Genomic DNA, 12,265 nt, shown 5'->3' on the forward strand with positions numbered 1-12,265 from the left:
TGAAGGCAGAGAGGATGAACGTGCATGAGCAAGGTGATGGTGGCGCGGAGACGCACATTGCCGGGATTTGGATTAACGATGGGTTACAGTGTGTTCTACCTGAGCCTGGTTGTACTTATTCCACTGGCTGCGCTGTTATTTAACTCAACAGGGCTGACGTGGGCAACCATGATTGAGGTTGCGACCAATCCCAGGGTGCTGGCTTCATTCAAGGTCAGCTTCCTGACCGCAGGTGCAGCGGCGCTGATTGATCTCGTGCTGGGGTTACTCCTGGCATGGGTGCTTGTTCGGTATGAATTTCCGGGCAAAAGGTTGTTTGATGCGGTCATTGATCTGCCTTTTGCCTTGCCGACAGCGGTAGCAGGGGTTGCTCTTACGGCGATCTATGCCGGCAATGGCTGGATTGGGCAGTTTGTAGAGCCTTTGGGCATCAAGCTCGCCTATTCACAGGCCGGGATTACGTTGGCGCTGATGTTTATCGGAATTCCGTTTGTAGTTCGCACGGTGCAACCGGTGTTGGAGGAGCTGGAGGCTGAGGTGGAAGAGGCGGCTGCCACACTGGGGGCAGGAAGATGGCGGATATTCCGCACGATTCTGCTGCCGGATCTGATTCCACCGCTGCTGACGGGTTTTGCTCTGGCTTTTGCCCGGGGGATTGGTGAATATGGCTCGGTTGTATTTATCTCAGGTAATATGCCGATGAAAACGGAGATTGCTCCCTTGCTGATCATGGCCAAGCTGGAGCAGTTCGATTATGCAGGTGCTACAGCTGTAGCTTTGCTGCTACTTCTGGTTTCTTTCATTCTGCTACTGATCATTAATTCCTTGCAACGTTGGAGCCGAAAGGCGGGCAGAGCATGACAATGAAGCATGGTGGAATAAGGATATTAAAAGACGTCACTCACCCAAACCAAAGGAGGTGCAGCATATGGCGGGGTCCGTTCCACTGAGCCCTGTTCCACCCGTAAAGACCGGGCGTGGAACTAACCGTGCAACAACGGAGGCTCCATGGGTCAAATGGTTGTTAATCGGACTGGCAAGCCTGGTACTCATATGGCTGCTTATTTTGCCACTGGCCATTGTGCTCATGGAGGCGTTGAAGCAGGGTTGGGGTGTATACATCGCGGCTCTTATCGAGCCGGATGCCATGTCTGCACTGAAACTCACGTTATTGGTTGCCGCGATTACCGTACCGCTGAATACGATATTTGGTGTGGCTGCTGCATGGGTCATTACCAAATTCCAGTTCAAGGGCAAGGGACTCATGATCACCCTGATTGATCTTCCTTTTTCAATATCGCCTGTGGTGGGCGGGTTGATCTTTGTATTGGTCTTTGGTTCGAATGGGTGGTTAGGGCCGTGGCTGTCCGAACATGATATCAAAATCATTTTTGCGTTGCCAGGCATTGTCATTGCAACGTTGTTTATTACCTTCCCGTTCGTAGCGAGGGAGTTGATTCCACTGATGGAGGACCAGGGAACCCGGGAAGAGGAAGCGGCGGTTACGCTAGGTGCTTCCGGGTGGCGAATCTTCTGGAATGTAACCTTGCCCAACATCAAATGGGGACTGCTGTACGGTATTATTCTGTGTAATGCCCGCGCTATGGGCGAGTTCGGAGCCGTATCTGTGGTGTCCGGGCATATCCGCGGGGAGACCAATACGTTACCACTTCATGTCGAGATTTTGTATAACGAATATCAATTTTCGGCTTCGTTTGCCGTAGCTTCCCTGCTCCTGATTCTGGCTCTCGCCACGTTGCTACTCAAGAGCTGGCTTGGACACAAAGCCGTTTCAGAAAAGTGATGATGAGAAGAAGAAAATACAGATTGACAGCTACTGGAAGCCCTGCTAATGTATAAACCAAGTATATAGGTTGGATAAGAATGATTTATAAATCCGTTGGATGACAGCGTACTTAGGAATATGGCGGGCAATAGCCCGAGAAGAGGAGGCGGCTCTATGGCTAAGCCGTTAAAAGTGGATGAGGTATGGTTGGACCGAATTGCCGGACAGCTGAATGACATGGAGTTTGGTTCATTGCATATCGTGGTGCACGAAGGTCAGATTGTGCAGATGGAGCGGACCGAACGCAAGCGTTTTGAAAACACGCCCTCAGGCAGCGCCTCCAAATCCGGAAGCACGGCACGAAGCAGTTCAGCCCGTTCACTGCGCGGATCAAATGCGAGTGCGAAGGGATAGAGAGTGACGTGGCGTCAGGAATCTAGGATTGGTGCATAGGAACACAAATGTATACTTTCCAGAAACTCATGGGAAATGCATGTTCCAGATCTTCCTACCTATTGTGCACGACTTGTCTCCATATGCTCCGTATACCAATGATTCGCTTCAAGCAGCACCTGTTGCCCACCTGCATCCATGAATTCTTCCACAAAGGTATCAAAATACCCCACAGGCTGATCGCCAGTGATGATGGAGATGTACGCTCTGTCTCTCATGCGAATCAATTCAGATGAATATTGAATCAGGGCAGGGGTTGCAACCTCCAGGCGATTATAGATACCATTCTCCGTCAACCCTGCAGATGCAGCCCACTGTTCACGTTTATCCGAGGGTGTACCTGGAACCGTCATGCCGATACTTGAGCCGATCATATTAATATAATTCTCCATTCTGTTGTATGGGTAAAGTAAATGGAACGAGTTTGAATCTTCAGCGCTCCAATTCCAGTGTTTTCCTGGAAGGCCATACTCCATTTTGATCTGCTCCTCCGGATCGGGGTTGGCACTTACATAATCGAGTATCTCCAAAATTTTCTCCAGTTTTCCCGGCTCCTTCGCAGCCTCAGCTCCTATAGCAATAAAATTCATCAGTAGATTGTTCCCTTTTGAACCGCTATGTCCATCAGGACCAATAACAGGAGAACCAAATACAACCTCTGCAGTTGCGTTCTTCTGTAGCAGTTCCTTAACATTAAACGAGGCCCCCACTGGAGTTTCTTGGCCATTTTCATTAAGGATACTGTAGTCTCCCTCTTGATTCCAATGATAATAGTTGCCCATCGAGGTCATCCCAATTTTTCCATTAATAAAAGCATGGGATAGATGTTTATAGCCGCCTTTATTTTCACCGGTTATGAACTCAGGGTCGATAATTCCGTCCCGATACCACTTTTGCATATAAGCCAATGCTTTTTTCATCTCAGGCTCCAAAGCACCGATCACGAGTTGGTTGTTTTTTTCATTAAAATACAGTTGCTCGGTGAAAACAGCCTGTCCAAAGGCACCAAACACGACATTTAAGCCCTCTCTGGATAGGCCATACGTATCCTGTTTACCATTTCCGTCCGGATCATCTTTGGCAAAAGCATACATAACCGTTTCAAATTCATCTAATGTCTTTGGCACCTCCAGACCAAGCTGCTTAAGCCAGTCCTCTCGGTATACAACAGGTGTTCGATAGATGTTGGTCTGATTAATAGCCGGAATTCCATATAAGGAGCCGTTTATTTTTCCATACTCTAGGTAACGTGAATCATAATCGCGAATTCGCTGTACGATATTTGGCGCATATTGTTCAAGAACTTCCGGGGGAATTTCCGCTAAGACCCCTTGCATTTGATACTTAAGTAGATCATGCGGTTGTCTGATCCGGAACAGATCGGGTATTTTCCCTTGAGCAAGCTCCAGGTCCAGCAGTTCCTCGTACCGCTTGTTCTCAAGATTCCACACCTTCAGATCGACATCAAACCTATCCTCAATATATGCAATCATCTCCGCGTCTTCAGGAACAGGGATATTTTGATGCATGGTCCAGGATATCGTATACTGCGGTGCTGTATCCTTCTCAGCGCTTGCTAGATGGTCTTGCTGTTGCACTTGTGCTGTTTCTCTTCCTAAAAAGGTACACCCACTTGTAAATACGAGAAGGAGGAGCATTGCGGAATATAAACATAGCGTTCTTAAATGGTTGATGTTCATAGCAGCTCCTTTACTAATTTTAAATTCTATATAGCTTCAATTTAACATTTACACAAAAACGGAGAGGACAGAGAGAACCTGAAGAAGCGAAGCTACAAGTTTTCTGTAAGAAAACTACTTCGAAAGCATACGCTATTCCCGGATTTCCCCTTTTAGAAAAGGGATCGAAGAAATCTGGGAATAACAGCGATCGGAAGGTTGTTCTGTCATCGGAGTGTCCGTGTAAATATTCCTAATTGATCCTATATAGATCCCTGTTCCATTAGATTGCGCATGAAGTTTTTTGGCGTACAGCCGTGGATTTCTTTGAACTTCTTAATGAAATAAGCAGGGGTTCGGTAACCAACCGTACTTGCGACCTGCTCAACTGTGATTTCACGCTGTGTCATGAGTTCCCGTGCGCGTTCCATTCTCTGATTCGTAACATATTCGGAATAAACAATCCCGGTTTCTTCCTTGAAAAGTTTACTGAGATATTTAGGGCTGATGAATACTCGCTCTGAGACATGATCCAGCGTGAGATCGCCTGATAAGTGCTCGTGAATATAGGCTTTGACAGCCGAGATGGTATCCACACTTCGTACCTCACTTCGCTTCTCCATCTGCATCACAAATTCGGTCACAAGATGAATCATCCATTCTGAATAGCGGTTGATATTGTAGAACAATGAAAATTGCTTGTACATATTCAATGAACTCGCCTCGGTGGGTTGCAGGCGCATCTGATTAATACACTCAGCGTAAATAGATACCGTTTTTAATAAGATGATCCGACTGTATTCGGCTGAATAGGGGCCTTCTTTTATTGTCGCGACCAATTCCTGAATGGCCTGAACCGTACCTTGCACATCCCGAGTCTGCAATTTCTTTTCAAAGTTTACGAGGTATGACTCCGGAATCTCCAGACCGCTGGCTTCCCTGTTCAGAAGATCAAGATCCTGAATGGCAGACTGCTCGGGGAAGAAGTAGCTGTATCGAATCAGGGTATTCGCCTGATGATAGCTTGTGTGAATCTTCGTGAAGTGCTCTACCCATCCGCCTAACGATAGTACAAATTCCAGACCAAATCTGCTGCTCGCCTCAGCGTGAATAAAGTCTACAATGTGATCAGAGAGCGGTTCTTCGGGTTGGTTGGTACAGATGATTACGGCTATTTTGTGATCCTGCAATTCCTCTGCCAGCAGTTGAGTTCCATCCATTTCTGCGATCTCCAGTTGCTGGATCATCGTATACAACGTATGCTGCAACTGTCGTGGCTGCAGATCCTTCCACTTCTCATTAACAGGGTCAATGACGATGCAACGGAAGCGAGAGTAGGCCATTGAAATGTGAATAGACTGGAGCTGTTCCGTAAGTTCCTCGGGTGTAAATCGGTTATTTAACATATTGAGCATGATACTATGCTTAATCATTCTGTGATTGGCCTGTAAAGTTTCTTCAAGACTATCAACTTTATTGGACAGACTGTTAAACGTTGTATCGATGAACCGATATTCGTCCTGCTTTAAGCTGGTTGGGCTATCCATCCGGCTCTTGATGTTATTCATGATTCGTTTAAGAGGACTATAGTTGGCCCTGGTAAAGATGGACGACATCGCTATTCCAACCGCAACAGCCAATAAACCGAGAAGAACCGAAATCTCCTTCAAGCTATCCAATTTATAATAGAAGCTTTCATTAGGTGTGGTTGTGTAGATTCTCCATGCATTTCCTTTAAATTGATCTTGGGTAACGACATGAGAGTCATAGTTAAATACAGGTGTGAAGCTCTCATCTGAAGAATGAAAGGTGAGCAGCGACTGCGTCAGATTCTCCTCCGTGGAGCTGCCTATCAACGTTTTGTCCGCGGCAGATATGACGGTTCCGTCCTGATCGATGATTAATGTATTTGCATAGTCAGCAGGGAGCATATTTTTAATGATCTGACTGATTGCTGATTCTTTGATATCAATCGCAATCATGGCCTTACTGTCTTGTCCAGACGATTGAAACGGGTAACTATGGACATAGGAAATTAGAGGACTCATCTTGCTTTGTTCCCGTGATTCGATATAAACATCCTGAGGCACCATGCGAGTCTTCATCCATAAGGAGCTTTCTGGAGTCTCTTTCATTGCAGCAATCCAATCCGTCGTATGATCCACACTCGAAGGCGTGTCCTCATAGAGCAATAGCCCATATACAGATGAGACGATGAAGTGGTTCTTCGTATCGTACACATGAATAGCTTCAATGAGATCGGAGTAATTTTGCACCATATTTTTGAGGGACTGTTCGATGTCCAGGATTTTGCTATGGTTTCCTTTTAAGCTATCTAAATCGATACTAGCGGCGTTACCGAGTGCCAGGGACAGATAGATCTGATTCACCTTCTGGATAACGGAGCTCTCAATAGTATTGACAGTGCTTTTCAGCGACAGCTGATTATTGATTCGAATCTCTTTGCTGTATTGATGGGAGAAGAAGAGGTATAGAATGGAGCCGAAAAGAAGCGCAATGACAAGAACGACAGCAAGGTAGGAAAGAACCATCTTGGATCTTACAGATTGAAATGGCTTATGCATTCTTTTTCCCCCTTCATGTCTCTTTTCTAAACAACTTCATCATTATATAGCAGGCCGAGGACTAGAAATCATGTTGATCGAAATTTAACAAACTCCCACTCCATAATTTACTTTCAGTTAATAAAGCGTTTACAAAAGTAGGTATTTTAATTGATAAATGTAGTATCTAACTCCATTTTTCTTGGCATATAAGCTCCGGAACGTACGATTTTGATATAAAACGGAATTTGTTCTATAGATGCGAAACGCTCCCTAATGCTACAGTAACGGCAGATCAGACATCTGTATAGAGTCTTTCTTACTCATTTGCAGATGCAGAAGCAAAAAAATAATTTACCATAACGGGAGCGTGTATTTGCAAGCCATGAGAAAACCACTTAAAAAGTCACTGGCATTACTTCTAATGTTGTCTATGGTAGGTCCGACATTTGCAGAGAAAAGTTTTGCAGCCGATCAGAAGATTCAGTTCTCTGATATTAAGGGACACTGGGCAGAAGCGAATATTCAAGCATGGGGTGATGAAGGATTAATTCGAGGTTACCTGGATCATTCATTTAAACCGAATACGTATATTACAAGAGCAGAATTTATGAATTTGGTAAACGGTGCCTTTGGATATTCCGGACAAGCTAAAATTACCTTTAATGATGTGTCTGAGAGTGCATGGTATTACGAAGCAATTTCTATTGCAAATGCGAATGGATATATAGATGGATACACCGATGGCACAATGAAGCCGCAAGATCCGATCACCCGTCAAGAAGCAGCTAAAGTGATCGCTGGCATTTTGAATTTGGAGTTAAATGAAACAGCAGCGAATGTATTTAGCGATTCATCGTCTATAGCGGCGTGGAGCAAGGGAGCTGTAGGTGGAGCGGCAGCAGCGAAAATTATCTCCGGATATGCAGATGGAACCTTCAAACCGCTTAATTCCATTACTCGTGCCGAAGCGGTGTCTGCGCTCGTTAAAGCTGTGGAAACAGATGCTACTACAGCTGCCAAACCAGCTAAGCCAAAAGGAACGGCAACCGCACTGAATGTTAATCCCCCGGCGGATGAAGCTCGGTTGTCCGCCGTGAAGCACGGAGCCAATGCCGGAGACGACACCTTAAAAAATATTGCGGAAACCAATCCGTTTATTGATATTTTGGACGGTTTTGATCAAGTATGGTCCATGAACCTAGCGGATTGGCGAGATGGAACAGCGGCAACTAAAATTGGAGCTGACGGAAAAAATGCAAAGTATGGAGATGGACCGACTCCATATTATGACGGCTTTAAGAATGATCCAACCGTAGCTGTTGCTGATCAGAAAACATATGCAAATGAAGAGATCCGAAACAAAGCGACTTGGGAAGCCAATATCAAATATGTAGAAAAGGTCACGCAAAATCGCACAGGTGAAGAGACATTGGCAGCCTACTATGATGACCAAAGAGATAAGATCTATAGCGTGATGGAGGGCTTTGGTCCGTTGGCTAACACGTATGTAGATATCATCAAGCCAAAGACAAACGTTGAACGAACGGTGGACGAAATGAATGTGGTATTGACCGAAGAAACAGTGGAAGATGAAAGCCAAGGCATTGGAGATTGGGAAGCAAAGACGGAACTTTCAGACTTGGTCCATTTAGTTGATCTGGTTCGATTCAAAATTCCTGCCTCATCTAATCCTTCTAAATATTTCTACTCTTCCCCTAGACCATGGAGAATGAATTCCAATGGAGAAGTGAAAGAAGTTGTTGACAGCAAAGGACTGCCTGTATGGGAAACCTTAGGTGAAGGTGAGAAAAAAGAAGTACCTCTGGCTTCAGGCGGAACCAAATCAACAGGAGAAAAACATTACCAGCAATACGAAACCAACGTTAAGCTTATTCCTGCGTTAACTTATGTCAAACGAATCGCTGAGGATGGAAGAGGAAAAGATGGCGCATTTCCGAGCGGACATACCAGTGCAGCTTACTTATCCGTATTCCCTTTGGCATACGCTACGCCAGAACGATTCTCTGAATTGTTAACGAGAGCAGCTCAGTTGGGCGAGAATCGAGTCGTTACAGGGATGCACTCACCGCTTGATATTATAGGAGGAAGAATACAGTCGACGGCCATGGCTGCCTATGCACTTAATCAGGCTGAGAACAAAGATGTGTTAGAGAAAGGTTATGAGAATGCAGGAGAAGTATTTGGAGCTGCAGCCAAGGAAAAAAATATGAGTCTGTATGAGTATGCACATACCGTAACAGAGGATTACACGTTCAAGAGTGCTTACGATGAACACAAATGGGAAGATCATGATGCCAATAAAGCCTTCTATAGAGAAAAGATGACTTACGGTCTACCACAAACCGGAACCAAAGGTTTGGCTCCAGTTGTACCGCAAGGAGCAGAAGCCCTGTTAGAAACACGTCAACCGTATTTAACAGATGAGCAACGCAGACAAGTATTGTATACAACATCCATTGACTCTGGATATCCTGTACTGGATGAATCCAAGGGCTGGGGTAGAATTGATCTGGTCACGGCTGCGGATGGCTACGGCGCATTCTTGAACAATGTAACTGTGGATATGGACGCTTCCAAAGGGCGCTTCAATGCAGAAGATTGGTGGAGAAATGATATCACCGGTAGTGGAATGCTCACGAAAAAGGGAACAGGAACCCTTACATTGACAGGGGAAAATAGCTACACTGGCGGAACATTGCTGCAAGCAGGAACGCTGGTAGCTGAATCTGCAACTGCTTTTGGTACAGGTGATCTGTATGTAGAAAATGGAACAGTTGTCGTTGATGTCGACGGAGCACTCAACTTAGATAGAAACTTTACCATGGATAACGGTACGTTGGAATTGGTAGTGACTGACAACAACAGTCAGCTGAATGTCGGCAGAAAGCTCTATATTGATGGAGGAAGTCTCAAACTCGACTTGTCCAACTATAAGATCGAAGGTTCCAAAGATATTACGTTAATCACCGCTAATGGAATTACAGGTGAATTCGACAGTGTAACTGCCGAAGGTTATGACGTGACTGTCACGTACGAAAAGGGCCGCGTCATTGCACATGTTGTAGCCAAATAAGTGAAGTAATTATCCATGATATAAAGTGAACTAAAGAATGTTACACATGCGACTTCGATGACAGAATAACCTTCCGATCATTCTTATCCCCAGATTCTTTTGATTTCCTTCTTCAAAGGGAAAAATCCGGGGATAAGCATATGCTTTCGATGGAGCTTTCTTTCAGAAAGCCTTTAGGCGTAGCGAATGCTTTCGAAGTAGTATTCTTACAGAAAACTTGTAGCTTCGCTTCTTCACGTTATTTCTGTCCTCTCCGTTTTTGTGTAATTATTAAAGTTCTTTTTATATCGTTCAATTCTTCGCAAGAAAAGATTATAGAAAAGGGCTTAAACTACAATGTAGTTTAAGCCCTTTTCGCGTACAGATACGTTGGATATAGGGGATGTTTTCAACACGTGCTGAAAGCCGAAGTGTATTCTGAACGTGTCCGGAGTAGGCAAGCGCTAAATACTGAATGTACGAGCTAGCGATCAGGACGTCGCAAAGACGATTTCCTATTTTCCTCTACCAATGAAAATTTTCGCTTCGTACGGGAGGGACACGAGGTTTCCTCTCAGTCGCGTTTGGAACAGAGCATGAGCAGGGGGTGAGCGCTAACGAATCTGAGGCATCTTATTTAAGGATTTGAAGCAGCCGCAGAAATCTAAGGAATCTGAGACACGTTATATCAAAATGTACGGCGTTTTAGAGCGTTTTTATCGAGCGATTTTGGGAAATAACGTGTCTGAGGTTTTTTACAATTTTGAAAGAGGACGTAGAGGCCAAATAAGACGTCCTGTGTTCCTTATAAAATCGATAGGCTACTCAATAGGATCAGCCAGACGGGCGCTCGATAATTTTGGGACACTGACATCCATCATCGTATAATGCCGAGTAAGGAGAAACGACCTGATCGGTGAAAATCCAGCCGAGGGAGGGCCGAGTCTCGTATCATCGAGGTGGGTATCTAAGTTTAATCATATGGAAGCGGCTGGATGCGTAGGTTATTCGTCAGTGCTGGTACCAGATGTACGACGTGTATTTCCTTCCAGTTCCGTAGAGACTTGCTTCGTTGGTTCCAGATCCGTATGTCCTGCGTAGGGACGATCACTTCGAGAGCGTGTTCCAGTCAACCCGAAACCCGAAGTAAATATAATCAGCTGTAGCCCAAGGGCATAGGGTGCAGCAACAGGTCCAATCAGATGGAGCAAGGAGCATAGCGCGATCAGCAAGGAGAGCATTTTGGTTACTGTACTTGACCTATCCCGTCGTGGGCTGGCCCAGAGCAGGTAACCATATATTATGGTGATCATCAGGGAAATTGCGCGAATCCATGGCAAGATGCTGTCCCATGAGTCTACATGGACGTCCAACATCCGCTGACGAAATACCAGATCTGAAACCAGAAAACCTGTAGCCGCCAGTGCGGCTGGTTCGGCTACGGGCCGAAGGATGGTCCAGACCGCTGTGCCCCAATGATCTGCATGAGTCTCCCGGCTGAGTTCATCCGATAATACGGTGCATTCCCGTTCCAATGCTCTGTGCATCAGTCCGATTCTGGCAGGATCATGATCCTTAATACAGTCACGGATCTGGTCCTGTAGCTGAGGGGATAGGTAAGATGCAGCTTTGCAGGCTAACATTGCTGTTATCAGATCGTCATGTTCGTGTTCCGATCGTTCATAATTCCGATTTTCCTGGATGGTAAGTTGTCCCAAGAGGGCTGTACTTATGTATAATGTATCTCGTATCCTTCTCATTCGCCTTTCGTGGCTGCGGCGAACTTCAGTGGCAGACCATATGTATATCCCCAGAAGCAAAGCCATGACTCCAAACAGCACAGCCACAGCGCCTGGGCGCGATGTAAGATCTTCAATCCAACGTTGAAACACACTTGTTCCTCCTTTGCACCAACTTCACGTATCAAGAAACACGCTTCACGTAAGCTTTCTCTCACTATTACACAGGAAGTAGATGAATTCAAGCAGAAAGGGGCACAATTCATGGATCATGTGAGTATTGAACACACACCACCCGCAGCGGTGGAGTATCTTGCCTTACGGCAGGTTTCGGGTCTTAGCCCGATGAGCAGGGAAGGGGCGGAGATTGGATTACCGAATAGCCTGTTTGCCGTATGTCTGCGTGAAGAGGATATGCTGATAGGCATGGGGCGAGTGATTGGAGATGGAGGTTGTTTCTTTCAGGTCGTCGATATTGCTGTACACCCGGATGTTCAGGGAATGGGGTATGGAAAACTGATCATGAGCGAGATTATGAATTATCTGCGTGAAGCAGTACCTGCCCGTGGTTTGGTCAGTCTGCTGGCGGATGTTCCGGCTGATCAACTTTATGCTCAATTTGGATTTGAATACACCAGCCCAAAATCGGAGGGCATGTGGTGGAGGCAGGGAGAAGAAGGACCGACTACCTAGCGGAACGGAAACTGAAATTTTGAGATAAGAATAGACTTATGTCGTATGAAACTATCTTAGTATAGCCGCATTTAGCGGCTTTTTTGCATGATTCGTGTTGAGTGCTAGCGGAGAGAGGGGATACTTAAGAGTGTCGGTGCTTCTTCCGCTATATAGATTGAACTGAAAATCTTTACGCCCGAACCAGTAGCCGATCAATTAATTCAAAAGGACTCTGATTGACCCGTTTCATGAAAGCTGCAACATGAGTACGGATGACGTAATACTTATGAAAA

General features: G+C 45.5%; 8 protein-coding genes. 5 read left to right on the top strand and 3 right to left on the bottom strand.

Annotated elements, in window-relative coordinates; translation table 11 throughout:
• The first annotated feature begins 24 nt into the window (after positions 1-24).
• The 3 genes from cysT (at position 25) to PAEAM_RS19325 (ending at position 2,200) form a co-directional block, all read left to right on the top strand.
• Complete coding sequence (gene cysT, locus PAEAM_RS19315; RefSeq protein WP_100528622.1) at positions 25-861, top strand: sulfate ABC transporter permease subunit CysT; 837 nt, start codon at positions 25-27, stop codon at positions 859-861.
• A gap of 67 nt (positions 862-928) precedes the next feature.
• Entirely contained in the window at positions 929-1,804 is an 876-nt protein-coding gene (cysW, locus tag PAEAM_RS19320) for a sulfate ABC transporter permease subunit CysW (protein ID WP_100528623.1), read from the top strand.
• 156 nt (positions 1,805-1,960) lie between these two features.
• On the top strand, positions 1,961-2,200 hold the full coding sequence (locus PAEAM_RS19325) for a YezD family protein (protein ID WP_036607453.1): 240 nt from the start codon (positions 1,961-1,963) through the stop codon (positions 2,198-2,200).
• 98 nt (positions 2,201-2,298) lie between these two features.
• Here PAEAM_RS19325 and PAEAM_RS19330 read toward each other — a convergent pair whose 3' ends face one another.
• Together PAEAM_RS19330 and PAEAM_RS19335 are read right to left on the bottom strand one after the other, a co-directional pair.
• A complete protein-coding gene (locus tag PAEAM_RS19330; protein ID WP_100528624.1) occupies positions 2,299-3,837 on the bottom strand; it encodes an extracellular solute-binding protein in 1,539 nt (512 codons plus the stop codon).
• A gap of 344 nt (positions 3,838-4,181) precedes the next feature.
• Positions 4,182-6,503, bottom strand: coding sequence for a helix-turn-helix domain-containing protein (locus PAEAM_RS19335; protein ID WP_100528625.1), 2,322 nt, complete (start codon positions 6,501-6,503; stop codon positions 4,182-4,184).
• 364 nt (positions 6,504-6,867) lie between these two features.
• On the opposite strand from PAEAM_RS19335, the gene PAEAM_RS32540 reads away from it, so the two are divergent.
• The gene (locus tag PAEAM_RS32540; protein WP_165789974.1) at positions 6,868-9,579 is read left to right on the top strand and encodes an S-layer homology domain-containing protein; all 2,712 of its coding nucleotides are present in this window, start codon (positions 6,868-6,870) and stop codon (positions 9,577-9,579) included.
• A 983-nt stretch (positions 9,580-10,562) separates the two neighbouring features.
• Here PAEAM_RS32540 and PAEAM_RS19345 read toward each other — a convergent pair.
• A complete protein-coding gene (locus PAEAM_RS19345) occupies positions 10,563-11,450 on the bottom strand; it encodes a hypothetical protein (protein WP_100528627.1) in 888 nt (295 codons plus the stop codon).
• A 111-nt stretch (positions 11,451-11,561) separates the two neighbouring features.
• Between PAEAM_RS19345 and PAEAM_RS19350 the strand changes: the two genes are divergently transcribed.
• Positions 11,562-11,990 carry a GNAT family N-acetyltransferase gene (locus PAEAM_RS19350; RefSeq protein ID WP_036607442.1) on the top strand — a complete coding sequence of 143 codons (429 nt, stop codon included), beginning with the start codon at positions 11,562-11,564 and terminating at the stop codon, positions 11,988-11,990.
• The last annotated feature ends 275 nt before the right edge of the window (positions 11,991-12,265 follow it).

The organism is Paenibacillus sp. GM1FR, assembly GCF_002803315.1.
Classification (GTDB): Bacteria; Bacillota; Bacilli; order Paenibacillales; family Paenibacillaceae; genus Paenibacillus; species Paenibacillus amylolyticus.